Origin of the sequence: Streptomyces sp. NPDC057002, from assembly GCF_042673825.1 — a bacterium.
In the GTDB taxonomy this organism is placed as follows: Bacteria; Actinomycetota; Actinomycetes; order Streptomycetales; family Streptomycetaceae; genus Streptomyces.
Genome location: NZ_JBHURZ010000011.1, coordinates 203,236 through 229,320, shown reverse-complemented (window position 1 = coordinate 229,320; position 26,085 = coordinate 203,236). Strand labels below are relative to the sequence as shown.

General features: G+C 70.7%; 26 protein-coding genes. 15 read left to right on the top strand and 11 right to left on the bottom strand.

The features are described 5' to 3' along the window. The first annotated feature begins 8 nt into the window (after positions 1-8). A complete protein-coding gene (locus ACFT32_RS40220) occupies positions 9-749 on the top strand; it encodes an SDR family NAD(P)-dependent oxidoreductase (protein ID WP_382499079.1) in 741 nt (246 codons plus the stop codon). A 63-nt stretch (positions 750-812) separates the two neighbouring features. Here ACFT32_RS40220 and ACFT32_RS40215 read toward each other — a convergent pair whose 3' ends face one another. Then, positions 813-1,955: a mechanosensitive ion channel family protein gene (locus ACFT32_RS40215; protein WP_382499077.1), complete on the bottom strand. Its 1,143-nt coding sequence runs from the start codon at positions 1,953-1,955 to the stop codon at positions 813-815. A gap of 62 nt (positions 1,956-2,017) precedes the next feature. Here ACFT32_RS40215 and ACFT32_RS40210 point away from each other — a divergent pair, with 62 nt between their 5' ends. Beyond that, the gene (locus tag ACFT32_RS40210) at positions 2,018-2,632 is read left to right on the top strand and encodes a dienelactone hydrolase family protein (protein ID WP_382499193.1); all 615 of its coding nucleotides are present in this window, start codon (positions 2,018-2,020) and stop codon (positions 2,630-2,632) included. 15 nt (positions 2,633-2,647) lie between these two features. On the opposite strand, the gene ACFT32_RS40205 is transcribed toward ACFT32_RS40210, so the two are convergent. From ACFT32_RS40205 to ACFT32_RS40185, 5 genes are all read right to left on the bottom strand, one after another. Then, the gene (locus ACFT32_RS40205; RefSeq protein ID WP_382499076.1) at positions 2,648-3,004 is read right to left on the bottom strand and encodes a hypothetical protein; all 357 of its coding nucleotides are present in this window, start codon (positions 3,002-3,004) and stop codon (positions 2,648-2,650) included. A 113-nt stretch (positions 3,005-3,117) separates the two neighbouring features. Continuing rightward, a complete protein-coding gene (locus ACFT32_RS40200; protein WP_382499074.1) occupies positions 3,118-4,788 on the bottom strand; it encodes an alkaline phosphatase D family protein in 1,671 nt (556 codons plus the stop codon). A 92-nt stretch (positions 4,789-4,880) separates the two neighbouring features. After that, a complete protein-coding gene (locus tag ACFT32_RS40195) occupies positions 4,881-5,699 on the bottom strand; it encodes a thioredoxin domain-containing protein (protein WP_382499072.1) in 819 nt (272 codons plus the stop codon). Between the two features lie 95 nt (positions 5,700-5,794). Then, positions 5,795-6,490 carry a hypothetical protein gene (locus ACFT32_RS40190; RefSeq protein ID WP_382499069.1) on the bottom strand — a complete coding sequence of 232 codons (696 nt, stop codon included), beginning with the start codon at positions 6,488-6,490 and terminating at the stop codon, positions 5,795-5,797. A gap of 82 nt (positions 6,491-6,572) precedes the next feature. Next, positions 6,573-7,898 carry a DUF2252 domain-containing protein gene (locus ACFT32_RS40185; RefSeq protein ID WP_382499067.1) on the bottom strand — a complete coding sequence of 442 codons (1,326 nt, stop codon included), beginning with the start codon at positions 7,896-7,898 and terminating at the stop codon, positions 6,573-6,575. A gap of 216 nt (positions 7,899-8,114) precedes the next feature. Between ACFT32_RS40185 and dnaE the strand changes: the two genes are divergently transcribed. Continuing rightward, positions 8,115-11,654 (top strand): DNA polymerase III subunit alpha, encoded by a 3,540-nt coding sequence (gene dnaE / locus ACFT32_RS40180; protein WP_382499066.1) that lies wholly within the window; start codon positions 8,115-8,117, stop codon positions 11,652-11,654. Between the two features lie 96 nt (positions 11,655-11,750). Here dnaE and ACFT32_RS40175 read toward each other — a convergent pair whose 3' ends face one another. Then, on the bottom strand, positions 11,751-11,912 hold the full coding sequence (locus tag ACFT32_RS40175; protein ID WP_382499063.1) for a hypothetical protein: 162 nt from the start codon (positions 11,910-11,912) through the stop codon (positions 11,751-11,753). A 222-nt stretch (positions 11,913-12,134) separates the two neighbouring features. On the opposite strand from ACFT32_RS40175, the gene ACFT32_RS40170 reads away from it, so the two are divergent. The 4 genes from ACFT32_RS40170 to ACFT32_RS40155 all read left to right on the top strand — a co-directional run bounded on the left by ACFT32_RS40170 (position 12,135) and on the right by ACFT32_RS40155 (position 16,142). Next, the gene (locus ACFT32_RS40170; RefSeq protein ID WP_382499061.1) at positions 12,135-13,346 is read left to right on the top strand and encodes an NYN domain-containing protein; all 1,212 of its coding nucleotides are present in this window, start codon (positions 12,135-12,137) and stop codon (positions 13,344-13,346) included. 122 nt (positions 13,347-13,468) lie between these two features. Next, positions 13,469-14,443, top strand: coding sequence for an ABC transporter ATP-binding protein (locus ACFT32_RS40165; protein ID WP_382499059.1), 975 nt, complete (start codon positions 13,469-13,471; stop codon positions 14,441-14,443). 107 nt (positions 14,444-14,550) lie between these two features. Next, positions 14,551-15,372, top strand: a complete 822-nt coding sequence (locus ACFT32_RS40160) for an ABC transporter permease (RefSeq protein ID WP_382499057.1) — start codon at positions 14,551-14,553, stop codon at positions 15,370-15,372. 56 nt (positions 15,373-15,428) lie between these two features. Next, positions 15,429-16,142 (top strand): AAA family ATPase, encoded by a 714-nt coding sequence (locus ACFT32_RS40155; RefSeq protein ID WP_382499055.1) that lies wholly within the window; start codon positions 15,429-15,431, stop codon positions 16,140-16,142. Between the two features lie 47 nt (positions 16,143-16,189). Here the strand turns inward: ACFT32_RS40155 and ybaK are convergent, their stop codons facing one another. The 4 genes from ybaK to ACFT32_RS40135 form a co-directional block, all read right to left on the bottom strand. Continuing rightward, the gene (gene ybaK, locus ACFT32_RS40150; RefSeq protein WP_382499054.1) at positions 16,190-16,693 is read right to left on the bottom strand and encodes a Cys-tRNA(Pro) deacylase; all 504 of its coding nucleotides are present in this window, start codon (positions 16,691-16,693) and stop codon (positions 16,190-16,192) included. A gap of 11 nt (positions 16,694-16,704) precedes the next feature. Next, the gene (locus tag ACFT32_RS40145; protein WP_382499051.1) at positions 16,705-17,445 is read right to left on the bottom strand and encodes an LON peptidase substrate-binding domain-containing protein; all 741 of its coding nucleotides are present in this window, start codon (positions 17,443-17,445) and stop codon (positions 16,705-16,707) included. An 11-nt stretch (positions 17,446-17,456) separates the two neighbouring features. Then, entirely contained in the window at positions 17,457-18,488 is a 1,032-nt protein-coding gene (locus tag ACFT32_RS40140; RefSeq protein WP_382499049.1) for a hypothetical protein, read from the bottom strand. Between the two features lie 121 nt (positions 18,489-18,609). Then, complete coding sequence (locus tag ACFT32_RS40135; protein ID WP_382499046.1) at positions 18,610-20,187, bottom strand: oxidoreductase; 1,578 nt, start codon at positions 20,185-20,187, stop codon at positions 18,610-18,612. A 178-nt stretch (positions 20,188-20,365) separates the two neighbouring features. On the opposite strand from ACFT32_RS40135, the gene hisD reads away from it, so the two are divergent. Genes hisD through hisF form a run of 8 tightly spaced genes read left to right on the top strand, consistent with a single transcriptional unit; the run spans position 20,366 to position 26,070 of the window. Continuing rightward, positions 20,366-21,691 (top strand): histidinol dehydrogenase, encoded by a 1,326-nt coding sequence (gene hisD / locus ACFT32_RS40130; protein ID WP_382499043.1) that lies wholly within the window; start codon positions 20,366-20,368, stop codon positions 21,689-21,691. Then, the gene (locus tag ACFT32_RS40125; protein ID WP_382499041.1) at positions 21,688-22,794 is read left to right on the top strand and encodes a histidinol-phosphate transaminase; all 1,107 of its coding nucleotides are present in this window, start codon (positions 21,688-21,690) and stop codon (positions 22,792-22,794) included. The genes hisD and ACFT32_RS40125 overlap by 4 nt, the downstream gene beginning before the upstream one ends. Beyond that, positions 22,791-23,384 carry an imidazoleglycerol-phosphate dehydratase HisB gene (gene hisB / locus ACFT32_RS40120; protein ID WP_030248649.1) on the top strand — a complete coding sequence of 198 codons (594 nt, stop codon included), beginning with the start codon at positions 22,791-22,793 and terminating at the stop codon, positions 23,382-23,384. Before ACFT32_RS40125 ends, hisB begins: the two co-directional genes overlap by 4 nt. Continuing rightward, entirely contained in the window at positions 23,381-23,545 is a 165-nt protein-coding gene (locus ACFT32_RS40115; protein WP_189729006.1) for a hypothetical protein, read from the top strand. Before hisB ends, ACFT32_RS40115 begins: the two co-directional genes overlap by 4 nt. Then, on the top strand, positions 23,542-24,186 hold the full coding sequence (gene hisH / locus ACFT32_RS40110; RefSeq protein ID WP_382499037.1) for an imidazole glycerol phosphate synthase subunit HisH: 645 nt from the start codon (positions 23,542-23,544) through the stop codon (positions 24,184-24,186). The genes ACFT32_RS40115 and hisH overlap by 4 nt, the downstream gene beginning before the upstream one ends. Then, positions 24,186-24,926, top strand: a complete 741-nt coding sequence (priA, locus tag ACFT32_RS40105; protein WP_382499034.1) for a bifunctional 1-(5-phosphoribosyl)-5-((5-phosphoribosylamino)methylideneamino)imidazole-4-carboxamide isomerase/phosphoribosylanthranilate isomerase PriA — start codon at positions 24,186-24,188, stop codon at positions 24,924-24,926. The genes hisH and priA overlap by 1 nt, the downstream gene beginning before the upstream one ends. Further along, on the top strand, positions 24,923-25,318 hold the full coding sequence (locus ACFT32_RS40100; RefSeq protein ID WP_382499031.1) for a RidA family protein: 396 nt from the start codon (positions 24,923-24,925) through the stop codon (positions 25,316-25,318). The genes priA and ACFT32_RS40100 overlap by 4 nt, the downstream gene beginning before the upstream one ends. Next, positions 25,315-26,070, top strand: a complete 756-nt coding sequence (gene hisF, locus ACFT32_RS40095) for an imidazole glycerol phosphate synthase subunit HisF (RefSeq protein ID WP_382499029.1) — start codon at positions 25,315-25,317, stop codon at positions 26,068-26,070. The genes ACFT32_RS40100 and hisF overlap by 4 nt, the downstream gene beginning before the upstream one ends. Positions 26,071-26,085 lie beyond the last annotated feature (15 nt).

Sequence of the window (26,085 nt, the reverse complement as noted above, 5' to 3'; positions counted from 1 at the left end):
GTCGTCGTATGGCGCGGAATGTTGTGATCAGTGGTGGAGGGACCGGGATCGGGCTCGCGGCGGCGCGGGCCTTCGCCGCGGGCGGGGATCAGGTTCTGTTGCTCGGGCGGCGGGCCGACGTGCTGGAGAAGGCCGGGGTGCCGGGGGCGCGGACGTATGCGGCGGATCTCACCGAGCCGGCGGACGTCCGGGGTGTGGCCGCTTTCGTGGAGCGGGAGTTCGGGGCCGTGGACGTCCTCGTGCACAGCGCCGGGGGCAATGGGCTGCTCGAACCGGGCCCCGGGCCCGACGATCCGCTCGAGGCCGTCGCGCACAGCTGGACCGTGAACTTCCGGCTCAACACCCTGACCGCCGTACTGCTCACCGAGGCTCTGAAGCCGCGTCTCGCCGAGCCCGGCGGGCGGGTGCTGTTCCTCGGTTCGATCGCCGCCTACCGGGGATCCGGGAGCGGTGCGTACGCGGCGGCCAAGGCGGGGCTGCATCCCTACGCCCATGATCTGGCCCGGCAGCTGGGGCCGCGCGGCATCACGGTGAACGTGGTCGCGCCCGGCTATGTCGAGGACACCGAGTTCTTCGGGGACGCGATGAGCGAGGAGCGGCGGGCGCGGCTCGTGGAGGAGACCTCGAACGGGCGGGCCGGGACCCCCGGTGACGTCGTCGAGACGCTGCACTGGCTGGCCTCCCAGGGCGCCGGGCACATCACCTCCCAGATCATCCAGGTCAACGGCGGGGCCGAACGCGGTCACTGAGACCAGGCAGAAAGAGGGGCTGCCCGCGGTACGGGCAGCCCCTCTTCTTCGGTTCTGGTGTCGTCAGCGCTCCGGCCTCGCCGAGCCGTGATAGCGGCGCTGCTGGGGCGGGACGCCGTCCTGCGACGGGCGGTGGCCGTTCCCGCTCCCGTTGCCGTTCCAGGACGGCGGCAGGAGCGCGTCCGCCGTGTTGACCCGGGGGAGGGCGTACGGGTGCTCCTCGGCCAGCCAGCGGATCATCTCCTCGCGCACCGTGACCCGCACCGTCCAGATGTCGTCCGCGTCCTTGGCCGTCACCAGGGCCCGCACCTGCAGGGTGCTCGGCGTGGTGTCCGTGACGCACAGGTTGTAGGCACGGCCGTCCCAGGCCGGGCACTCGCGCAGGATGTCGCGGAGCTTCTCGCGCATCTCGTCCACGGGGGCCGTGTGGTCGAGGTGCCAGAAGACGATGCCGGTCATCTGCGGGGTGCCGCGCGACCAGTTCTCGAACGGCTTGGACGTGAAGTACGAGACCGGCATGGTGATCCGGCGCTCGTCCCAGGTGTGGACGGTCAGGAACGTCAGCGTGATCTCCTCGACCGTGCCCCACTCGCCGTCCACCACCACGGTGTCGCCGATGCGCACCATGTCGCCGAAGGCGATCTGGAACCCCGCGAACATGTTGCTCAGCGTGGACTGGGCGGCGACACCGGCGACGATGCCGAGGATGCCGGCCGAGGCCAGCAGCGAGGCGCCCGCCGCCCGGAACGCCGGGAAGGTCAGCAGCATGCTCGCCGCGGCCACCACGCCGACGATCGCGGACACCACCCGCATGATCAGCGTCACCTGGGTGCGCACCCGGCGGACCCTGGCCGGGTCGCGGTGGGCCCGGGCGCTGGCGTACCGGCTGTACGACGTCTCGACGATCGCCCCCGCGATACGGATCACCAGCCAGGCGGCCGATCCGATGAGCAGCAGCGTCAGCGCCTGGCCGAGGCCTTCGCGGTGGTCGTCCAGCAGGTCCGCCTCGTCGTACGACCCTCTCAGGAGGGCCGCGAAGAGCACGAGCTGGTAGGGGATGCGGCCGCGGCGGAGCAGACCCCACAGCTGGGTCTCGTGGTGCCGTTCGTCGGCCTTGCGCAGCAGGAAGTCGGTGGCCCAGCCGATCACGAGCGTGAGCACGACCGAGCCACCGACCACGATCAGCGGTCGTAGCAGGTTCTCCATGCCCCCGAACCTAACCGGCTCCCGGCGGGCATGAACATGTGACTTCCGTCAGGTCGTGGGTACTGCCGCGATCTCGCCTTGTCACACCCGGCTGGCACGATGGCTTCATGAACATCGTGCTCTTTCACTCGACCCAGGGGCTGCGGCCCGCCGTGCTCCAGGCCGCTGACCGGCTGCGCACGGCCGGACACGAAGTGTGGACGCCCGACCTCTTCGAGGGGCGCACCTTCGAGACGGTCGAGGAGGGCATGGAGCAACAGGAGAAGATCGGCAAGGACGAGCTGCTGAAGCGGGCCGTGCTGGCGGCTGCGCCGTACTCCGAGCGCGGGCTGGTGTACGCGGGATTCTCGCTCGGCGCCTCGATCGCCCAGACCCTCGCCCTCGGCGACGACAAGGCGCGTGGGCTGCTGCTCCTGCACGGCACGTCGGACATCGCGCCGGATGTCACGGCCGACGACCTGCCGGTCCAGCTGCATGTGGCGGAGCCGGATCCCTTCGAGACGGACGACTGGCTCAGCGCCTGGTATCTGCAGATGGGCCGGACCGGCGCGGACGTCGAGGTGTACCGGTATGCCGGGGCCGGCCACCTCTACACCGACCCCGACCTGCCGGACTACGACGAGGAGGCCGCCGAGGCCACCTGGCGGGTGGCGCTCGGCTTCCTCGACAGCTTGTAGCCGGCGGTCATCCGCTTAGCGGGGGAAGCACTCCTTGGGCGGGTTCTCGAGGGAGGCGAAGTGCCCGGACCAGATCCAGCCCACCGGATGCGAGTCGTAGATCCGGAACCACCTTGCCCCCGAGGGGGTCGTCGTGGTCGAGCACTGGATGCGCTCCTTGGTGCCCGCCTTGTCCACGCGGTACCGCTCCGACGAGGAATCGGGCTTGGCGTAGACGGGGGCGCCGTCCGGGTTCAGCACGGACAGAGTGACGTAGGCCGGTGCCGCGGGGGCGGATTCCTGTGCCTGGGCGGCGGTGGCGGTACCTCCGGCGAGGGCCAGAGCGGCCACGACCACCGCGGACTTCGTCAAGACACCTTGGAAGGTGACCATGTGACTCCTTACAAGTACGCGTCGGTAGCGCTGACGAATCGTCAACCTACAGAGAAAGACGTAGGAGCCGCTCATGCAGTTGATGCCTTGAGGTGTCTTTTTCATAGACGGCCTTACACCGGGTCGTAGACCCGCTCGAGCTTCTGCGTGCCGTTGCGGGTGCGGTAGGAGCGGGTCCATTTGGCGGTCGCGTCGCGTTTCGCGCGGTCGGAGAGGACGTAGTAGTCCATCTGCGCGCGCTCGGCCGTGATGTCCAGGACGCCGTAGCCGTGGCGGTCGGTGTCGACCCAGTGGACGTGCCGGTTGGCGGCGCGGATGACGGGTGAGGCGACCGCGGAGACCGTGCCCTCCGGGACCTTGACGATGTCGTCGAGGTTGTCCGAGGTGACCGAGGTGACGACGAACTCCGTGGCGGCGGACGGGGACAGTGGGTACGTGCCGGCGTCCACCGGCACGTCGTTCGCCCAGGCCATGTGGATGTCGCCGGTGAGGAAGACCGTGTTGCGGATCGCGTTGGCGCGCAGATGGGCGAGGATCTCGCGGCGGTCGTCGGTGTAGCCGTCCCACTGGTCGGTGTTGAGTGCCAGGCCCTCCTGCGGCAGACCGAGCAGCTTGGCGAGGGGCTTCAGCAGATCGGCGGAGAGCGAGCCGATGGCGAACGGCGAGATCATCACCGAGTTGCCGACCAGCCGCCAGGTGGTGTCGGACGCCTTCAGCCCCGCCTTGAGCCAGTCGAGCTGGGCGCGGCCGGTGAGCGTGCGGTCCGGGTCGTCGACCTCGCCGTTGCCCACCTTGACCTGCTGCGAGCGGAAGGAGCGCAGGTCCAGCAGCGAGAGGTCGACCAGCTTGCCGAAGCGCAGCCGGCGGTAGGTGGTGCCCGCGATCGCCGGACGCACCGGCATCCACTCGAAGTAGGCCTGCTTGGCGGCGGCCTGGCGGGCGGACCAGGCGCCCTCCGCGCCCTCCGTGTGGTTCTCGGCACCGCCCGACCAGGCGTCGTTGGCGAACTCGTGGTCGTCCCAGATCGCCACGACCGGAGCCGTGGCGTGCAGGGCCTGGAGGTCCGGGTCGGTCTTGTACCGCGCGTGCCGGATCCGGTAGTCGGCGAGCGTGACGATCTCGTGCGCCGGGGCGTGCGGGCGTACGACCGTGCCGCGCGTGCCGTACTCGCCGGTGCCGTACTCGTAGATGTAGTCGCCGAGGTGCAGCCAGGCGTCCAGGTCGCCGCGGGCCGCGAGGTGGCGGTACGAGGAGAAGTAGCCGGCTTCCCAGTTGGCGCAGGAGACCACGCCGAAGCGGAGGTTCGTGACGGCCGCGTCGGCCGCCGGGGCGGTGCGGGTGCGCGCGGCGGGGGAGTCGGTGCCCCCGGAGGAGAAGCGGAACCAGTAGTCGGTGGCCGGCCTCAGGCCGCGGATGTCGGCCTTCACCGTGTGGTCGGAGGCGGCCCTCGCGGTGGTGGAGCCCTTGGCGACGATCGCGGTGAACGCCCGGTCCTCGGCGACGACCCAGCTCACCTCGGTGTCCGGGCCCAGCCCGGAGCCGGGTATCGCCTCCGGGACGGGGGTCACACGGGTCCACAGCAGGACGCCGTCGGGCAGGGGGTCACCGGAGGCGACGCCGTGCAGGAAGGCGGGAGCCTGGCCGGCGGCGCGCGCGGGCAGGGAGGCGGCGAGCGGCCCGGCCAGGACAGCGGTCGCCGCCGCGGCCTTGACGACCGTACGGCGGCGGGGGTTGAGGGAGTTGATGCCCTCGGACGTTTTCGATGATCTGTATCGACTGGTCACGGACGATCAGGTTACTGATCGGTACGCACCAGAGCGGGCGAACTCCGGAAGTTCGCCCGCTCTTCACACGGTGGCCCGTACCGGACCGGCCGTCACTTCTTGAGGGCCTCGCCGACCACCCTGTTGAAGTCGGCCACGGTCATCAGCGGCGTGCCCTGGCTGTCGGCGGTGAGCTGCTTGCCGTCCATGACGAAGCCCGGGGTGCCCGTCACACCGTCCTTGTTGTCGTCGAAGGTCTTCGACATGGCCATCGCCCAGGCGTCGTAGGTGCCCTTCTCGACCGCGTCCTGGAACTTCTTGTTGTCCTTCAGCTCGGGGACGGTGTTCGCGACCTTGATGAGGTAGCTGTCGTCCTTGAACTTGTCGGTCGTCTCCTCCGGGTGGTTCTTCGCCGAGTACAGCGCCGCCTTGTAGTCGAGGAAGGCGGCGTCGCTCACGTTCAGCGCGGCACCCATGGCGCTCAGCGCGTTCTTGGAGCCCTCGCCGTTGTCCTTGTTGTCGATGAACGTGGCGCCGATGAACTGCATCTTGTACTTGCCGTCGTCGATGTCCTTCTTCACGGTCGGACCGACGGTCTGCTCGAACTGGGCGCACACGGGGCAGCGCGGGTCCTCGTAGACCTTCAGGGTCTTCTTGGCCGAGTCCTTGCCGATGACGACCGTGGTGCCCTTGGTGCCCGTGGTGTTGGCCGGCGTGACGACCTTGGCGTCCTTCTGGCCCTCCCAGTAGCTGGGCTTGTTGGCCTGGACGACCGCGTAGCTGATGCCGCCGGCTATCGCCAGGACGCCGACGATGGAGCAGGCGACGACGATCTGCCGCTTGGCCTTCGCGCGCTTGGCCTCGCGCTCACGCTCGACGCGCAGCCGCTCGCGGGCCGCCGTCTTCGCCGCCTGGGTGTTCCGCTTGCTCATGGTGATGTTCTCCGTAAGGGGACGCGCACACGTGGGTGTGCGGAATGCGTAGGGGGACTGCCTGTGCTCGAAAGCTCGAAAAGTGCGGGAGCGCCTCAGACGAAGGCGGGCGAGCACGGCGGTCCACGCCGCCCCAGGGAGTACGTGAGGATCCGGTCGCGGGCGGTGGGCGTGCGGTCGGCGGCACGCGACGGCAGACACCGCCCGGCCGGAGCCCGCTCCACCGCGACCGCGGCGACCGCCAGCAGCAGCGGCCGGAAAGTCGTGGCTCCTACGGCCCGCAGCAGCTGGGCCAGGGCCCGCTCGCCGCGGCGCAGCCAGACGGCGGCGACCAGGCCCACGCCGATGTGCGCGCCGAGCAGCAGCCAGGCGGTGGCCGGGTCGGCATGCGCGACCGCGGCCGCGAGCCGGTCGGTGCCGGTGGCCCCGGCCATCCGGGCCAGCGGGGTGCCGACCTCGCCGCCCCCGCACAGCACGTCCAGGCCGACCGAACGCAACGGACCGGCGACCGGGCCGCCCGCCCTGCCGTAGCAGGCGTGCTGACCTGTGGTGAACACCGTGTCGGCGGCCAGTTCCAGCGGGATCAGCAGGGCCGCGATCCTCCCGAAGGAGCGTTCACGGCCCGCCAGGGCGTACGCGATCACGAACACGGCGGCGGCGACCGCGGCCACCGTGCCCATCGGGAGCGGGACCTGGGACAGCAGCACGTGCGACGCGGTGCTGAGCGTCACGACCACTGCCGTGAACAGCGCCGCGCGTACGGCTCTGAGCTGGATCCCGGATATGTCCATAGCGAAAGGAGAGTCTGTCATGGGGGCCGGTAAGGGACCCCTAAAGGATGCCTGTGGGAGAGCGGACGGCGAAAGCCCCGGCCTACAGCCCCGGGATCCGGCCGTTGCGGAACAGGTCCACGAAGGTCTGGTGGTCGGCACGCGCGCGTGCGCCGTAGCTGTGCGCGAAGTCGACCAGCAGCGGCGGGAAGCCGTCCTCGTCGGCCGCGATCGCCGCGTCGATGGCCCGCTCCGTGGAGAACGGCACCAGGGACTCCCCGGACTGGTCGTCCGCCGCCGAGTGCATCGTGGCCGTCGCCCGGCCGAGGTCGGCCACCACCTGGGCGATCTCCTCCGGGTCGTCGATGTCGCCCCAGTCGAGATCCACCGCGTACGGCGAGACCTCGGCGACCAGCTGGCCCGAGCCGTCCAGCTCCGTCCAGCCCAGCCACGGGTCGGCGTGGGCCTGGAGGGCGCGCTGGGAGATGACCGTACGGTGCCCCTCGTGCTGGAAGTAGCCGCGGATCGCCTGGTCCGTGATGTGCCGGGAGACGGCCGGGGTCTGGGCCTGCTTGATGTAGATCACGACATCGTTCTCCAGGGCGTCGCTGTGGCCCTCCAGGAGGATGTTGTACGAGGGCAGCCCCGCCGAGCCGATGCCGATGCCGCGCCGGCCGACGACGTCCTTCACCCGGTAGGAGTCCGGGCGGGCCAGGGAGCTGTCCGGCAGCGTCTCCAGATAGCCGTCGAAGGCCGCGAGGACCTTGTAGCGCGTGGCCGCGTCCAGCTCGACGGAGCCGCCGCCCGGCGCGAAGCGGCGCTCGAAGTCGCGGATCTCCGTCATCGACTCCAGCAGGCCGAACCGGGTCAGCGAGCGGGCGTCACGCAGCGCGTCCAGCAGCGGGCCCTGCGCGGTGTCCAGCGTGAACGGCGGCACCTCGTCGCTCTTCGCACCCGTGGCCAGGGCGTGGACCCGCTCGCGGTAGGACACCGCGTAGATCGTCACCAGCTCGGAGATCTGCTCGTCGCTGAGCGCCTTCGCGTACCCGATCAGCGCGATGGACGCGGCGAAGCGCTTCAGGTCCCAGGTGAAGGGGCCGACGTAGGCCTCGTCGAAGTCGTTGACGTTGAAGATCAGCCGGCCGTTCGCATCCATGTACGTGCCGAAGTTCTCCGCGTGCAGGTCGCCGTGGATCCACACGCGCGAGGTGCGCTCGTCCAGGTACGGGCCGCCCCGCTTCTCCGCCTCCAGGTCGTTGTAGAAGAGGCACGCCGTGCCCCGGTAGAAGGCGAACGCCGAGGCCGCCATCTTCCGGAACTTCACACGGAACGCGGCCGGGTCGGCGGCCAGCAGCTGGCCGAAGGCGGTGTCGAAGACGGCGAGGATCTCCTCACCGCGGTGCTCCTCGTCGAGCGGCGGGAACGACATCGCTGGGTGCCTCCTGGTGCAGATGTTTCAGGGCGGCAGGTCCGCCCTTTGACTAACGTGCGGCGGGTCGCGGGAGTGCCCCGGACCCTCGCATGAAGGTACGCGGGTCAGCCCTCGGAGTGTCAGTGCCGAGGCATAGACTTCGACGCTGTCCCCCAGACTGTGCGCAGCCTGTCGGACCCCATTCGACGTACGTTTTCTCTGGAGGCCGCTGCCGTGTCAAAGCCGCCGTTCACGCACCTGCACGTCCACACCCAGTACTCGCTGCTGGACGGTGCCGCGCGGCTGAAGGACATGTTCAACGCGTGCAACGAGATGGGCATGTCGCACATCGCCATGTCCGACCACGGCAACCTCCACGGGGCGTACGACTTCTTCCACACGGCGCAGAAGGCCGGGGTCACGCCGATCATCGGCATCGAGGCGTATGTCGCGCCCGAGTCCCGCCGCAACAAGCGCAAGATCCAGTGGGGCCAGCCGCACCAGAAGCGGGACGACGTCTCCGGTTCCGGCGGTTACACCCACAAGACGATGTGGGCGGTGAACAGCACCGGCCTGCACAACCTCTTCCGTCTGTCCTCCGACGCGTACGCGGAGGGCTGGCTCCAGAAGTGGCCCCGGATGGACAAGGAGACCATCTCCCAGTGGTCCGAGGGCATCGTCGCCTCCACCGGCTGCCCCTCCGGCGAGGTCCAGACCCGGCTGCGCCTCGGCCATTTCGACGAGGCCCTCAAGGCCGCCGCCGACTACCAGGACATCTTCGGCAAGGAGCGCTACTTCCTGGAGCTGATGGACCACGGCATCGAGATCGAGCGCCGGGTCCGCGACGGCCTGCTGGAGATCGGCAAGAAGCTCGGCATCCCCCCGCTGGTCACCAACGACTCGCACTACACCTACTCGCACGAGGCGTCCGCCCATGACGCCCTGCTGTGCATCCAGACCGGCAAGAACCTCTCCGACCCCGACCGCTTCAGGTTCGACGGCACCGGCTACTACCTGAAGTCCACCGACGAGATGTACGCCATCGACTCCTCGGACGCCTGGCAGGAGGGCTGCGCCAACACCCGTCTCATCGCCGAGATGGTCGACACCACGGGCATGTTCGAGAAGCGCGACCTGATGCCCAAGTTCGACATCCCGGAGGGGTACACGGAGGTCAGCTGGTTCCGCGAGGAGACCCTGCGCGGCATGGAGCGCCGCTTCCCGGAGGGCATCCCGGACGACCGCACCAAGCAGGTCGAGTACGAGATGGACACCATCATCTCGATGGGCTTCCCGGGTTACTTCCTCGTGGTCGCCGACTTCATCATGTGGGCCAAGAAGCAGGGCATCGCGGTCGGCCCCGGCCGAGGCTCCGCGGCCGGCTCGATCGTCGCCTACGCCCTCGGCATCACCGACCTCGACCCCATCCCGCACGGCCTGATCTTCGAGCGGTTCCTCAACCCCGAGCGCATCTCCATGCCCGATGTCGACATCGACTTCGACGAGCGCCGGCGCGTCGAGGTGATCCGGTACGTGACGGAGAAGTACGGCGCCGACAAGGTCGCCATGATCGGCACCTACGGCACCATCAAGGCCAAGAACGCGATCAAGGACTCCGCGCGCGTGCTGGGCTACCCGTACGCGATGGGCGACCGCCTCACCAAGGCCATGCCCGCCGACGTCCTCGGCAAGGGCATCAACCTCGACGGCATCACCAACCCCGAGCACCCCCGCTACTCGGAGGCGGGCGAGATCCGGGGGATGTACGAGAACGAGCCGGACGTGAAGAAGGTCATCGACACCGCCAAGGGCGTCGAGGGCCTGGTCCGCCAGATGGGTGTGCACGCCGCCGGCGTGATCATGTCCAGCGAGACGATCACCGACCACGTCCCCGTCTGGGTCAGGCACACGGACAAGGTCACCATCACCCAGTGGGACTACCCGAGCTGTGAGTCGCTCGGCCTGCTGAAGATGGACTTCCTCGGCCTGCGCAACCTGACGATCATGGACGACGCCGTCAAGATGGTGAAGTCCAACAAGGGGGTCGACATCGATCTCCTGAGCCTCCCGCTCGACGACCCCACGACCTTCGACCTGCTCCAGCGTGGCGACACCCTCGGCGTCTTCCAGTTCGACGGCGGCCCGATGCGCTCCCTGCTCCGGCTGATGAAGCCGGACAACTTCGAAGACATCTCCGCCGTGTCGGCCCTGTACCGCCCGGGCCCGATGGGCATGAACTCCCACACGAACTACGCCCTTCGAAAGAACGGCCAGCAGGAGATCACGCCCATCCACAAGGAGCTCGAAGAGCCCCTCAGGGAGGTCCTGGACGTCACCCACGGCCTGATCGTCTACCAGGAGCAGGTGCAGAAGGCCGCCCAGATCATCGCCGGCTACTCGCTCGGCGAGGCCGACATCCTCCGCCGCGTCATGGGCAAGAAGAAGCCCGAGGAGCTGGCGAAGAACTTCGTCCTCTTCCAGGAGGGCGCCCGCAAGAAGGGCTTCAGCGACGAGGCCATCCAGGCCCTGTGGGACGTGCTGGTCCCCTTCGCCGGCTACGCGTTCAACAAGGCGCACTCCGCCGCGTACGGCCTGGTCTCGTACTGGACCGCGTATCTGAAGGCGAACCACCCCGCCGAGTACATGGCCGCCCTGCTCACCTCGGTGAAGGACGACAAGGACAAGTCGGCCGTCTACCTCAACGAGTGCCGCCGCATGGGCATCAAGGTGCTCCCGCCGGACGTCAACGAGTCGATGTCCAACTTCGCGGCCCAGGGCGACGACGTGATCCTCTTCGGCCTCTCCGCCGTCCGCAACGTCGGCACGAACGTCGTCGAGTCGGTCATCAGGTGCCGCAAGGCGAAGGGCAAGTACGTCTCCTTCCCGGACTACCTCGACAAGGTGGAGGCGGTGGTCTGCAACAAGCGCACCACCGAATCGCTGATCAAGGCCGGCGCCTTCGACGCCATGGGCCACACCCGTAAGGGTCTGACCGCGCACTACGAGCCGATGATCGACAATGTGGTCGCGGTCAAGCGCAAGGAGGCCGAGGGCCAGTTCGACCTCTTCGGCGGCATGGGCGAGGCCGAGACCAGCGAGCCGGGCTTCGGTCTCGACGTGGAGTTCTCCCCCGACGAGTGGGACAAGACCTATCTGCTCGCCCAGGAGCGGGAGATGCTCGGCCTGTACGTCTCCGACCACCCGCTGTTCGGTCTGGAGCACATCCTGTCCGACAAGGCGGACGCGGGCATCTCCCAGCTGACCGGAGGTGACTATTCCGACGGCTCCGTGGTGACCATCGGCGGCATCATCTCCGGCCTCCAGCGCAAGATGACCAAGCAGGGCAACGCCTGGGCCATCGCCACCGTCGAGGACCTCGCCGGTTCGATCGAGTGCATGTTCTTCCCCGCGACCTACCAGCTCGTGTCGACGCAACTCGTCGAGGACGCCGTGGTGTTCGTCAAGGGGCGCCTCGACAAGCGTGAGGACATCCCACGGCTGGTCGCGATGGAGCTGATGGTGCCGGACCTGTCGAACGCGGGTACCAACGCGCCCGTGATCCTCACCATCCCGGCCACCCGGGTCACCCCGCCGCTGGTCAGCCGTCTCGGCGAGGTGCTGAGCCACCACAAGGGCGACAGCGAGGTCCGGATCAAGCTCCAGGGACCGACCAAGACCACCGTGCTCCGTCTGGACCGGCACCGGGTGAAGCCGGACCCGGCGCTCTTCGGTGACCTGAAGGTGCTGCTCGGACCGTCCTGCCTGGCCGGCTGAGGGCTCTCGATGCGCGTGAGGGGCGTACCCGGTACCGGGTACGCCCCTCACGCATATGCGCAAGTGAGTGGGTCTCAACGACCCGTCACGCAGATGTCAGTTGTGGCCGAAGCTGCGCTTGCGCTTGTGGGTCGCCACATCGCCGGGGGCCGCCTCGGCCTCGGGCTGGTGCTCCGTCTGCGCCACGGGACCGCGGTCCGTCCGCGGACCACGCTCGGCGGGACGCTGCTTGCGTTCACGGTTCTTGTTCTTGGCCATGGTGATGCCTCCTGTGGGGGATCTAGGGGCCAGGGCCGGGACCAGATTCACACAGGCCGACAACGATCGCATGTCGGACAATTACCGTGCGTGACAGGGCTGGTCGGAGGGGGAACCCCGGAAACGCCACGCCGAAGATCGAGTTCCGGCCGTTAACCTCCGCGCCGTCGGGCAGACTCGAAGCAAGCCCGAAGCAAACCTCCTGGGAAGAGGGTGAGTCGTGTGGACCGCTGCATCGTCCTGGTGGACGCCGGGTATCTGCTGGGAGCGGCGGCGAGTCTCCTCGCCGGGGAGCCCTCACGATCCCGCATCACCGTCGACCACACGGCCCTCATCCAGGGGCTGCGCGAACGCGCCGAGTCCGATACGCAGCAGCCCCTGCTGCGCATCTACTGGTTCGACGGCGCCCCCGACCGCGTCCCGCAGCCCGAGCACCGCAGGCTGCGCGTGATGCCCCGGGTCACCGTCCGGCTCGGCGCCCTGACCCGCAGCGACGGCCGCTGGGCGCAGAAGGGCGTGGACGCCGCGATGCACGCCGAGCTCACCGAGCTGGCCCGTAACCGCGCCTGCTCCGACGTCGTCCTCGTCACCGGCGACGGCGACCTGCTGCCCGGCATGATGGCCGCCAAGGAGCACGGCGTCGCCGTCCATCTGTGGGCCGTCCAGGCCGCCGACGGCGACTACAACCAGTCCGAGGACCTGGTCGCCGAGGCCGACGAGCGGCGCGTCCTGGACCGGACGTGGATCACCAAGGCGGTCCGCGCCAAGGAGTACACCGGCGTGTGCGCCCCGCAGCCCGTGCCCCGGCCCGAAATCGCCGCGATCCTCTCCGCGCCGCTGCCCGAGTCCTCCCTCGCCGCCTCGGCCGAGCGGCCCGCCCCGCCGCCCCCGCATCCCGTGGCCGGCCCCGGGCAGAACGGCACCGAGGAGCGGGTCCCCGCCCCCAAAGGCGTCCCCACGCCCAAAGACCTGGCGGCCCTGCGCGCCCCCGGAACCCAGCCCGCCCAGCCCCCCGCCTCCGCCACCCTCCGCTGGTCCTCCGACAAGGGCTGGGTCGACCGGCCCACGGCCGAGCCCCCAGAAGCCGCCTCGATGCCGACGCTCGCCCAGCTGACCACGGCCGAGCAGCGGTGGGCCGACCGCGAGGAGGACATCACCACGGTCGGCGGCGACCCGTACGAGGTGGGGCAGGTCTTCGCGCGGCGCTGGGTGGAGCGCCTCGGCGACCAGGGCCATCTGCCGAAGCTGTCCGGGATGTACCCGCGCATCCCGCACCGGGTCGACGGGGAGCTGCTGCGCTACGCCGCCCGCTTCGGCCTGCTCGCCCACAAGGACGACCAGATCGACGAGCGGGACCGGTACGCCATCCGGGCCGGTTTCTGGCGGGAGATCGGCGTGCGCACGGGCGTGGAGCACACGCCCGTCGGTGACTGAGTCCTTGCGAGCGGATTTCCCGGAATGGACCGACCCGAGAACCGGCCGGGGTTCTGGACCCCGTAGTCTCGTCCCTTGTGAGTAAGCGCGCGGCACAGGCATTTCGGCACGATGGTGACGTCGTGTGCGCGGTCCGCGGGCTGACCAAGACCTATCCGGCCGTCCGGGGCCGGCGCGGCGCGCCCGGAACACCCGAGGTCCGGGCCACGGACGATGTACGGCTGGACATCCGGCGCGGCGAGATCTTCGGCCTGCTCGGACCGAACGGCGCCGGCAAGTCCACCCTCGTACGGCAGCTCACCGGGCTGATGCGGCCCGACCGCGGCAGCGTGGAGATCCTCGGCCACGACATCGTCCGCCACCCGGAGCGGGCCGCGCGCATCCTCGCCTACCTCGGGCAGGAGTCGACCGCCCTCGACGAGCTCACCGTGTCGCTCGCCGCCGAGACCACCGGGCGGCTGCGCGGCCTGGACGTACGGGCCGCGCGGGCCGAGCGGGACGACGTACTCGACGAGCTTGGGCTCGCGCCGCTCGCCGGGCGGCCGCTGAAGAAGCTCTCCGGGGGCCAGCGGCGCCTGGCGTGCTTCGCCGCGGCACTGGTGGGGGAGCGGTCGCTGCTCGTGCTCGACGAGCCGACCTCCGGCATGGACCCGGTGGCGCGGCGGGCCGTGTGGTCCGCCGTCGACCGGCGACGTGCCGAGCGCGGGACGACCGTGCTGCTCGTCACCCACAACGTCATCGAGGCCGAGACCGTACTGGACCGGGTGGCCGTCCTCGACCGGGGGAAGGTGATCGCCTGCGACACCCCGGCCGGGCTCAAGGAACAGGTCGCCGGTGAGGTGCGGGTGGAGCTGGTGTGGCGGGACGCGGCGCCGCTGCACGTCCCCGAGGTGGCCGCCCTGCGGGACCGCGTCGTGGAGTCGGGCCGCCGCTGGACGCTCCGGCTCGGGCCCGAGGAGGCCCGGGCGGTCGTCGCCACCGTCACCGGCGGGGCCGCCTTCGCCGCCCTGGACGACTTCACGCTGGCCACGCCGAGCCTGGAGGACGTGTACCTCGCCCTGGGCGGTGCCGTGCAGCAGGGGCTGGTGAAGGCGTGAGGAGCACCGGGGCCCTGAGCGCGGAGGGCTTGAGCACACAGGCCGCCGCATACGTACCGAACAGGGCGACTGCCGCAGTGGACCCGAGCGAAGGGGAGCAGCGCGACGTGAGTGTCGTACCCGCCGATGTCCTGCCGGGCAGTGCCCTGGCCGCGGAGGAGCCCGCCGCGTGCGCGGCCGAGCTCGGGCCCAGGGCGCGGCTGTGGCCCTCGCTGGCGGCCGTGTACCGGGCACAGCTCTCCCGGGCGCGGGTCGCGCGGATCCCCCTGCTGTTCGTGGCGACCTTCCAGTCGATCGGGATCATGATCCTGATGCGTGGCGTCGTGGACGACGGGGCCGAGGCGCAGGCGGTCGTCGCCGGGTCGTCGGTCCTGGTCGTCGCCTTCGTCGCGCTGAACCTGCTCGCGCAGTACTTCGGGCAGCTGCGCGCCAGTGGCGGACTCGACCACTACGCGACCCTGCCGGTGCCGCCGGCGGCGGTGGTGCTGGGCGCGGCGGGCGCGTACGCCTCGTTCACCGTGCCGGGAACCATCGTGACGGCGGTGTTCGGCTGTGCCCTGTTCGGGCTGCCGCTGGCCCATCTGTGGGTCCTCATGGCAGTGATCCCGCTCGCGGGCGCCGCGCTCGCCGGGCTGGGGGCGGCGCTGGGGCTGCTCGCGCCCCGGCCGGAACTGGCCACGCTGCTCGGTCAGCTGGGCATGTCGGCGGCGCTGCTGCTGGGCGTGCTGCCGGCGGACCGGATGCCGGAGGTCGTGCGCTTCGCACGGGACCTGCTGCCGTCGACCTACGGGGTCGAGGCCTTCGCGCGGACGTTCGGGCCGCATCCCGACTGGGCCTTCGTGCTCGGTGACCTCGCCGTGTGCGGGGTGGTGGGCGTCGTCTCGCTGGCCGTGGCGACCTGGGCGTACCGCCGGGCAGCCGTCCGGTGAGCGCGGAGCGGTCGTCCGGTGACGCGGCGCACAGGCGGGACTGGCACGATGGCAGGGTGACCGCACCACTGACTCCGCCACCTCCACCGCATGAACGTTCCGCGCAGGACGCGTGGCAGCCGCCGGCCGCCGGACCCGGGGCGAACGGGCCCCAGGCTCCCGGGTCTCAGCACGCCGAGTACGCCGAAGGCGCCGGGCACGGCTGGTACGGACAGGACGGCCCCGGAATGAAGACCGAAGTGCGGGAAGCCGCCGTGATCTCGCTCGCCGTGGCGCTGGGCGGGGTGCTGCTCGGCGTGCTCTGGTGGTGGCTCGCGCCGCACGTGCCGCTGGTCGGTGACGTGGCCGAGGGCAACTGGGTCGTCTACCTCAAGGACACCGAGGGCGAGCAGGCCGTCGGGGTCGACGGCACGTTCACGCTGCTCGCGCTGGGCTTCGGGGTCGTCAGCGCGCTGGTCGTGTTCCTGCTGCGGCGGCGCGGGGGTGTGCCGCTGGTGGTGGGACTGGCCGTCGGCGGGCTGCTCGGGTCGTTGCTGGCGTGGCGGCTCGGGGTGTGGCTCGGGCCCGCGGAGGATGTCATCGCGCGGGCGCGGGATGTGGGGCGGGGGGTGACGTTCTCCGCGCCGCTGAAGCTGGGGGCGAAGGGAGCGTTGCTGGCCTGGCCGCTTGCCGCGCTGGTGTTGCATCTGGGGCTTACGGCGTTGTTCGGGCCTCGGGATCCCGAGCCGGAGTTCGAGCACGGGCCTTATGAGGCGCCGCCTGCCGCGTAGGTGCTCGGTGTTGGGGCTGGGGGCGGGTGGGTGCGCAGCCAAGCGGGCTACGGCCGACCGATGGAAGCCAAGACCGCTTCTGTCAGCTTCTGGAGGGCCTCCGGGGACAGTTCCACCTCCAAGCCCCTCCGGCCTGCCGAGACGCAGATCGTGGGGTGGGACGACGCCGACTCGTCGAGGACCGTCGGGAGTTTCTTGCGCTGGCCCAGGGGTGAGATGCCGCCCCTGACATAGCCCGTCGTGCGTTCCGCCAGGGTCGGGTCGGCCATCGTGGCGCGTTTGCCGCCGACCGCTGCCGCCAGGGCCTTGAGGTCCAGTTGGCCCGCCACCGGGACCACCGCGACCGTCAGCGTGCCGTCGACGTCCGCCACCAGCGTCTTGAACACCCGGTCGGGTGAGACGCCCGTCGCCTCGGCCGCCTCCTCGCCGTAGGAGGGGTGGGCGGGGTCGTGGTCGTAGGAGTGGACGGTGAAGTCCACGCCCGCCGTCGTGAGCGCGACCGTGGCGGGCGTGCCCCCCGGCTGCTGTTGCTTCTTCGACTTCTTCGCCATGCCGGTCCGCTTCAGTTGAGGCTCATCGGGCCGCGCGTCAGTTCCGACGCCGGCAACGACGGCAGATTACGGATGATGGCCGTTTCCGAGCGAAGGAGTTGCAGCTCGTCGCGCAGGCGGGACGCCGTGTCGGGGGCCTGGAGCAGGCGTTGCTTGGACGGGGTGTCCAGCATCATCGCCGCCGCCACCAGATACGACACCACGCCCGGTTCGTCGGGCAGCTCGGCACCGGTCGCCAGGGAGCGTTCCCGCGCGCCGGCCAGCCGCTTCTGGTACTGGCGGAAGGACCGCAGCACCCCCTCGGCCAGCGGCGCGGCCTCATCGCCGGGCTCCTCGGGCAGCATCTCCAGCTCGGCCGTCAGAAAGGGGCCGGACGCGTCGACGGACAGCAGCCGCACCCGGGAGGTGCCGGTCGCCAGCACCTCGAAGGAGCCGTCGGTCCGCTCCCGGATCGTCGCCGCGTCCGCCACACAGCCCACCTTGTGGAACGCCTTGACCGGGTCCGCGCCGAAACCGGCCAGGGGGCCCCGGTCGGGCAGGGCTGTCGGGTCGGGCATGCCGGGCGCGCTCGGGGCCACCTCGTGGCCGTCGCGGATCGCCACGACGGCGAACCGGCGCGGCTCGTCCTCCGGGGTCTTCAGCAGCTCGCGCATCATGGCGCGATACCGCTCCTCGAAGACGTTGAGCGGGAGCACGAGCCCCGGGAACAGCACCGAGTTCAGGGGGAAGAGGGGGAGCCGGACGGTGGTCACGACGCAAAAGCCTAATGGTCGCCGGGGCGGACTCGTCCGCCCCGTTCACTCCGTGGATGCCAGGGCGGCTGACCTGCCGTCGCGGCCAGGACCTCGTCGCGTACCCGCAGGAAGTGTCCGAGCGGGTCCTCCGACACCTGATCCCAGGGGAACGAGGTGGCGTACGGGCCGTTCAGCCGCAGCTGCCCGGCGGCGTCCTGCCAGCGCTCCAGGCACACCAGGACGAAGATCAGCAGGTTCCGCATCCGGGCGGGCCAGGGGTCGGCCGCCGGCAGCAGCGGGGACAGCGCGATCGCCCGGTCGGCGGCAGCGTCCAGCCGCTCGCGCGGCACCTCGGGTCCGCAGCCGTCGGTCAGGTAGCCGAAGGCCGCCCGCAGCGGGAGCGCCTGGGCGAGCGCGTCGGCGGGCGCGTCCTGTGCGGCCCGGTCGGCGAAGTCGAAGCACTCCTGGTGCGAACCGTGCCAGTAGGCGGCCAGATAGCGCAGGGCCGCCACATGGGAGCCGTAGTGGTGCGGAGAGCGGCGTACGGCCGCCGCCCACAGCTCCTCGAAGTACTTGTGCCCGGCCTGCGCGCCCCGCGCGTGGTCGAGCGCGAGCCGCCACGGCACCGGGTCCCGCTGGTCGCCCCGGGCCGCGGCCGTGAGCAGCGGGCTCACCTCGCGCAGCAGCTCGGTGCGGGCCGGCGAGAGCCAGGCGCGGTCCACCGCCAGCTGGGCCCCGACCAGCAGCGCGTCGGGGTCGTGCGGGGCGGTGGCGAGCCAGGCGTCCAGCCATTCGGGGCGCGAGTGGGCGAAGGCGGCCAGCCGGGTCACGTACCGGTCGCGTCGCTCCCACTCGGCCGCCGCGCGGGTGGCGTGGAGCAGCCCGGCGGCCGGTCCGTGATCGCCGCGGGCGGCGGCGACCAGTACCGGACTCAGCCGCGCGTCGGGCGCGTCGAGCAGCACCTCGTCGTCGGCGCACGGCCCGCCGACGAGGTGAGAGGCGGTCCTTGTCATCCGGCTCGCGCGGATGAACGGGAGCTGCAGAGCCATGGTGTCGACCATTGAAAGACCGCTGGTCACAGCGACGCCAGATGGTTCGGGGAACTCGCTGAAAGTTGTACGCCCGATGGTCAAGAGAAGGTAAAGGTGTGACAGTTCAACAACTGTGGTCACACCAGCAACATCAATTGCGCCGCAGCAGGCGTGTGGCCCCCGCCGCCACCGTCGTCGCCAGGATCCAGCCCAGCAGGATCATCGCGGTCGCCAGCCACTGCCAGCCCCCGCGCAGCTGCCAGAAGCCCACCTGGCCCAGGTCGATGACCGGCAGCAGCAGATCGAGAGTGAAGAGCGTGGGGCTCCACTCCGGATGCTCGCCCCGCTTCAGCGGCGGATGGCCGGCCTGCGCGAAGGCGAACGAACCCGCCGCCCACAGCACCGCCATCCACACCGCGGCCCGGCCCGGCCGGTACCCGTAGGCGACCGTCCAGTCCTGCACATAGCCCCACAGCTTGGCGGCCGGCGGCAGGCTCTCGCGGTGCCGGCGCTGCTTGGCGAGCAGCACCTCGCGGGCGTCCTCGTCCTCCCCGCCGGCCCGCAGCACGGACGCGAGACGCTCGTACGGCTCCGGGTTGTACTCGGCGGTCGCCGCCGCCACCCAGTCCAGCCGCTCGGCCAGCGGGAACGGGCCGCGCGGCACGAGGTTCTCGTAGGCGAAGCCGCCCATGTGCAGCCGCCCCGGGCCGGGCCAGGCGTCCGCCCGGTCCATCAGGTTGATGATCTTCGCCCCCGACAGCACCACCCGCCCGCGGGCCGGATGCTCCCCGAGGAACCGCAGCTCGGGCGTCTGCACCCGGCGCAGCGACAGCTCCTGGTCCTCGGTGAGGGCGAACCGGGCCCGCTCGAAGTCGACGGCGTCGCCGAACCGCCCGTCGTCGAGCCGTATCCCGCCCTCGCACTCGAACCGCTGGATCCGTGTGCCGCGCGCCGGGGTCATCCCGCTCATCGCCTGCGCGCCGACGCCCGCCGGGGTCAGATACAGGCTGCGCTCGACGGTCAGCTGCGGGGCGTTCAGCGCGAGCCGCTCGTAGGGGTTGGCCAGCCGCGCGCCGCGCAGGCTCAGCGAGACGCCGATGGTGGCGGCGCGCAGGCTCAGCTCGCCGTGCGACTCCAGCAGCTCGGCCTGTAAGTCCTGGCCGACGGTCAGGCCGTCCGCGGCGATCGACCGGCCGCTGCGGTCCCGGTGCACGATCGACTGGTTGAGCATCAGGTCCGTGCCGATCTGCGCGTCCGTGATCCGGATGCCGCGGTGGAAGCGGCAGCGCGGCAGATGCAGATCGCCCTCGGTGTGCACCCGGGCCGCCTCGAGGCGCGGCACCGAGCAGTCCACCATCCGCAGGGTCGTGAAGCGGGCCTCCGGCAGCAGCACGTCCTGCTCGAACCGGCACTGGCGCATCTCGACGTACGGGACCACCGTGCCCCCCGCGAGATCCAGCGAGCCGCTGATCCGGATGCCGGCCAGCTTCAGCGCCGACACCCGGCCGGCCAGGGCGGGCGGGCCGTCGAGAAGCAGCCAGCAGACGACCCGGGCCCGCACGGTCCGCTCCTCGCCCCACGGCCGGCTGCCGTGCGGATCGTCCACCAGCGGGTCACCGCTGCTCAGGTCGTACACGCTGCCGTCGCGGAAGGCCTGCCACATGCCGGCCTCGACCGCGGTCAGGTCTTCGGGCACATCCCCGGCACGCACGCCGGCCCCCTCGGTCACGTCTTTCCCTTCCTCCCCGGGTACTCGCGGGTTGGTTTCTTCGTACAACTGTTCATGCCCGCTGGGTGACGCCCCGAACGCGAAAGGTGAAGGGGATCGTCCGGCTTCCCGCGCGCTTCTGTATCAGCCATTGATACGCGCGGACGACGCCTCGGCCAGGTCTGAGAGAATTGACCACGTGATCTCCCGAATCGATCTGCGCGGCGACGTCCTCCCCGAGGGCACCGCTCTGCGTGACCTGCTGCCCCGAGCCGACTTCGACGTAGCGGCCGCCCTGGAGAAGGTGCGTCCGATCTGCGAGGACGTGCATCATCGGGGCGACGCGGCGCTGATCGACTTCGCCGAGCGTTTCGACGGCGTCCGGCTCGACCAGGTACGGGTGCCGGCCGCCGCGCTCACCCGCGCGCTGGAGGAACTCGACCCGGCCGTGCGCGCGGCCCTGGAGGAGTCCATCCGCCGCGCCCGGATCGTCCACCGCGCGCAGCGCCGCGACACGCACACCACCCAGGTGGTGCCCGGCGGCGCCGTGACCGAGAAGTGGGTCCCGGTCCAGCGGGTCGGGCTGTACGCGCCCGGCGGCCGCTCCGTGTACCCCTCCTCCGTGATCATGAACGTGGTGCCCGCGCAGGAGGCCGGCGTCGAGTCGATCGCCCTCGCCTCTCCCGCCCAGGCCGAGTTCGACGGTCTGCCGCACCCCACCATCCTCGCCGCCTGCGCGCTGCTCGGCGTCGACGAGGTGTACGCGGCCGGCGGTGCCACGGCCGTCGCGATGTTCGCCTACGGCACCGAGTCCTGCGCGCCCGCGAACATGGTCACCGGCCCCGGCAACATCTGGGTCGCCGCCGCCAAGCGCTACTTCACCGGCAGGATCGGCATCGACGCCGAGGCCGGCCCGACCGAGATCGCGGTCCTCGCCGACGACACGGCCGACCCCGTGCACGTCGCCTCCGACCTGATCAGCCAGGCCGAGCACGACCCGCTGGCCGCCGCCGTGCTCGTCACCGACTCCGTCGAACTCGCGGACGCCGTGGAGAAGGAACTGGAGCCGCAGATCGCGGCCACCAGGCACGTCGACGACCGGATCGTCCCGGCCCTGTCCGGCAAGCAGTCCGCGATCGTGCTGGTCGACGGCGTCGACGAGGGCCTCAGGGTCGTCGACGCGTACGGCGCCGAGCACCTGGAGATCCAGACGGCCGACGCCGAGGCGGTGGCCGACCGGGTCCGCAACGCCGGCGCGATCTTCATCGGCCCCTGGGCCCCCGTCTCCCTCGGCGACTACGCGGCCGGCTCCAACCACGTCCTGCCCACCGGCGGCTGCGCCTGCCACTCCTCGGGCCTGTCCGTCCAGTCCTTCCTGCGCGGCATCCACATCGTCGACTACACCAAGGACGCGCTGGCCGAGGTCGCGCACCATGTGGTGACGCTGGCGGAGGCGGAGGACCTGCCGGCACACGGTGCGGCGATCAAGGCGAGGTTCGGGTGGAAGGTTCCAGAAGGCAAGTGACAGGCATTGACGATCTCCCCGTACGGGACGAGCTGCGCGGCAAGTCCCCCTACGGCGCGCCCCAGCTGGACGTCCCCGTCCGGCTGAACACCAACGAGAACCCCTACCCGCTGCCCGAGCCGCTGGTCGAGCGCATCGCCGAGCGGGTCCGTGAGGCGGCCCGCAACCTCAACCGCTACCCGGACCGGGACGCGGTCGAGCTGCGCACCAAGCTCGCCGAGTACCTGACGGACACCTCCGGCCACGAGGTCGGCCTGGCCGACGTCTGGGCCGCCAACGGCTCCAACGAGGTCATCCAGCAGCTGCTCCAGACCTTCGGCGGGCCGGGCCGTACGGCGATCGGCTTCGAGCCGTCGTACTCGATGCACGGGCTCATCTCGCGCGGCACGGGCACGGGCTGGATCTCCGGCCCCCGCAACGAGGACTTCACGATCGACCTGGCGGCGGCCGAGCAGGCCATCGCCGAGAACCGGCCCGACGTCGTCTTCATCACCACCCCCAACAACCCGACCGGCAACGCGGTCCCGCCCGAGACGGTCCTCGCGCTGTACGAGGCCGCGCAGGCGGCCAAGCCGTCGATGGTCGTGGTCGACGAGGCGTACATCGAGTTCAGCCACGGCGACTCGCTGCTGCCGCTGATCGAGGGACGCCCGAACCTCGTCGTCTCGCGCACGATGTCGAAGGCGTTCGGCGCGGCGGGCCTGCGCCTCGGCTACCTCGCGGCGCACCCGGCCGTGGTGGACGCCGTCCAGCTCGTCCGGCTGCCCTACCACCTGTCGGCCGTGACCCAGGCGACCGCCCTGGCCGCCCTGGAGCACACCGGAACGCTGCTGGGCTACGTCGAGCAGCTCAAGGCCGAGCGGGACCGGCTGGTGCGCGAACTGCGCGCGACCGGCTTCGACGTCGTCGAGTCCGATGCCAACTTCGTGCAGTTCGGCAGGTTCGAGGACGCGCACACGGCCTGGCAGAAGATCCTCGACCAGGGCGTTCTGGTCCGGGACAACGGCATCCCCGGGTGGCTGCGGGTGTCAGCCGGAACCCCCGAAGAGAACGACGCGTTCCTCGACGCGGTCCGTGCACTGAAGAAGGAGCAGAGTCAATGAGCCGCACCGGACGAGTGGAGCGGACGACCAAGGAGACCACGGTCCTCGTCGAGATAGACCTCGACGGCACGGGCAAGACGGAGATCTCCACCGGCGTCGGCTTCTACGACCACATGCTCGACCAGCTCGGCCGGCACGGTCTGTTCGACCTGACCGTGAAGACCGAGGGCGATCTGCACATCGACTCGCACCACACCATCGAGGACACCGCCCTCGCGCTCGGCGCCGCCTTCAAGCAGGCCCTCGGCGACAAGGTGGGCATCTACCGCTTCGGCAACTGCACGGTCCCGCTGGACGAGTCCCTCGCGCAGGTCACCGTCGACCTGTCCGGCCGCCCCTACCTCGTGCACACCGAGCCCGAGAAGATGGCGCCGATGATCGGCGAGTACGACACCACGATGACGCGGCACATCCTGGAGTCCTTCGTGGCCCAGGCCCAGATCGCGCTGCACGTGCACGTGCCCTACGGGCGCAACGCGCACCACATCGTGGAGTGCCAGTTCAAGGCGCTGGCCCGGGCCCTGCGCTACGCGTCCGAGCGTGACCCGCGCGCGGCCGGCATCCTCCCCTCCACGAAGGGCGCCCTGTGAACGGCATCTCGACCCTGCTGATCGTCGTCGGCCTGTTCCTCGTCGGCGGGATCTACTCCTTCGTCAAGCAGAAGATGCCCAAGGGCCTGATCGTGCTGCTGTCGATCGGCGCCGCGATGTGCCTCGTGGCCGGCGTGGTGAGGCTGGAGGTGTGGAATTGAGCACCCCTCAGAAGAAGGTGGTCGTCTTCGACTACGGCTTCGGCAACGTCCGCTCCGCCGAGCGGGCCCTCGCGCGTGCGGGAGCCGATGTCGAGATCACGCGTGACTACGACAAGGCCATGAACGCCGACGGGCTGCTCGTCCCGGGCGTCGGCGCCTTCGCCTCCTGCATGAAGGGCCTGCGCGAGGCGCGCGGCGACTGGATCGTCGACCGCAGGCTGTCCGGCGGCCGCCCGGTCATGGGCATCTGCGTCGGCATGCAGATCCTCTTCGCGCGCGGCATCGAGCACGGCGTGGAGACCGACGGCCTCGACGAGTGGCCCGGCTCGGTCGAGCCGCTCCAGGCCGACGTCGTGCCCCACATGGGCTGGAACACCGTGGAGGCCGCGGCCGGCTCGCAGCTGTTCGCCGGCCTGGACGCGGACGCCCGCTTCTACTTCGTGCACTCCTACGCCGTCCAGGACTGGTCGCTGGAGACGCACAACCCGACCCTCGCGCCCCCCAAGGTGACCTGGTCGACCCACGGCAAGCCGTTCGTCGCGGCCGTCGAGAACGGCGCCCTGTGGGCCACGCAGTTCCACCCCGAGAAGTCCGGCGACGCCGGAGCGCAGCTGCTGAACAACTGGATCGGAACCCTCTGATGCCCCCGAAGTCCTCCGTGAAGCTCGAACTCCTCCCCGCCGTCGACGTCCGTGACGGCCAGGCGGTCCGCCTGGTGCACGGCGAGTCCGGTTCGGAGACCTCCTACGGCTCCCCCCTGGAGGCCGCCCTCGCCTGGCAGCGGTCCGGCGCCGAGTGGCTGCACCTGGTCGACCTGGACGCCGCGTTCGGCACGGGGAACAACCGTGAGCTGATCGCCGAGGTCGCGCAGGCGATGGACATCAAGGTGGAGCTGTCCGGCGGCATCCGCGACGACGACACCCTCGCCGCCGCCCTGGCCACCGGCTGCAAGCGAGTGAACCTCGGCACGGCCGCCCTGGAGACCCCCGAGTGGGTCGCCAAGGTCATCGCCGAGCACGGCGACCAGATCGCCGTCGGTCTCGACGTACGCGGCACGACCCTGCGCGGCCGGGGCTGGACCCGCGACGGCGGCGACCTCTACGAGACGCTGGAGCGCCTCGACAAGGAGGGCTGCGCCCGGTACGTCGTCACGGACATCGCCAAGGACGGCACGCTCCAGGGCCCGAACCTGGAGCTGCTGCGCAATGTGTGCGCCGCCACCGACCGCCCTGTCGTGGCCTCGGGCGGTGTGTCCTCGCTGGACGACCTGCGGGCCATCGCCGAGCTGGTCCCCCTCGGTGTCGAGGGCGCGATCGTAGGGAAGGCGCTGTACGCGAAGGCGTTCACCCTGGAAGAGGCCTTGGAGGCTGTGTCGTCATGACCATCCGGCGCGTGCAGAGCGGAAGTCCCTGGGAAGAGTCCTTCGGTTTCGCACGCGCCGTCGAGGCGGGCGACCGGGTGCTGGTCGCGGGCACGACCGCCTTCAAGGGCGATGTGCTCTACGGCGAGGGCGACCCGTACGAGCAGGCCAAGGTGGCCTTCACCACCGCCCTGGAGGCGATCGCCGAGTTCGGACTCACGGCCGATTCCGTGATCCGCACACGGGTGTATCTGGCCCACGCGCGGGACGTCGACGCGGTGGGGCGGGCCCACAAGGAAATGTTCGACACCGTACGGCCGGTCACGACCTTGCTGGTCGTGGAGGGTTTCATCGACTCGCGGGTGCTGGTGTCGGTCGAAGTGGAAGCGTATAGAGGAGCCGTGGATTCATGACCCTGGCGGTCCGAGTCATCCCCTGCCTGGACGTGGACAACGGCCGGGTCGTCAAGGGCGTCAACTTCCAGAACCTGCGCGACGCGGGCGACCCCGTCGAGATGGCCAAGGTGTACGACGCCGAGGGCGCCGACGAGCTGACGTTCCTGGACATCACCGCCTCGTCGGGCAACCGCGAGACGACGTACGACGTGGTGCGCCGCACCGCCGAGCAGGTCTTCATCCCGCTGACGGTCGGCGGCGGCGTCCGCACGGCCGAGGACGTGGACAAGCTGCTGCGGGCGGGCGCGGACAAGGTCGGCGTCAACACGGCGGCGATCGCCCGCCCCGAGCTGATCCGCGAGATCGCCGAGCGCTTCGGCCGTCAGGTGCTGGTCCTCTCGGTGGACGCCCGCCGCACCGAGCCGGGCTCCTTCGAGGTGACCACCCACGGCGGCCGGAAGGGCACGGGCATCGACGCCGTCGAGTGGGCGCACCGGGCCGCCGAGCTGGGCGCGGGCGAGATCCTGCTCAACTCGATGGACGCGGACGGGACAAAGGACGGCTACGACCTGGAGATGATCCAGGCCGTACGCAAGCACGTGACCGTCCCCGTCATCGCCTCGGGCGGCGCCGGAAAGCTGTCCGACTTCCCGCCGGCCGTCGCGGCGGGCGCGGACGCGGTGCTGGCCGCGTCGGTCTTCCACTTCGGGGACCTGCGCATCGGCCAGGTCAAGGACACGCTGCGGGAGGCGGGTCACCCGGTGCGGTGACGCCTTCGCCCTGAC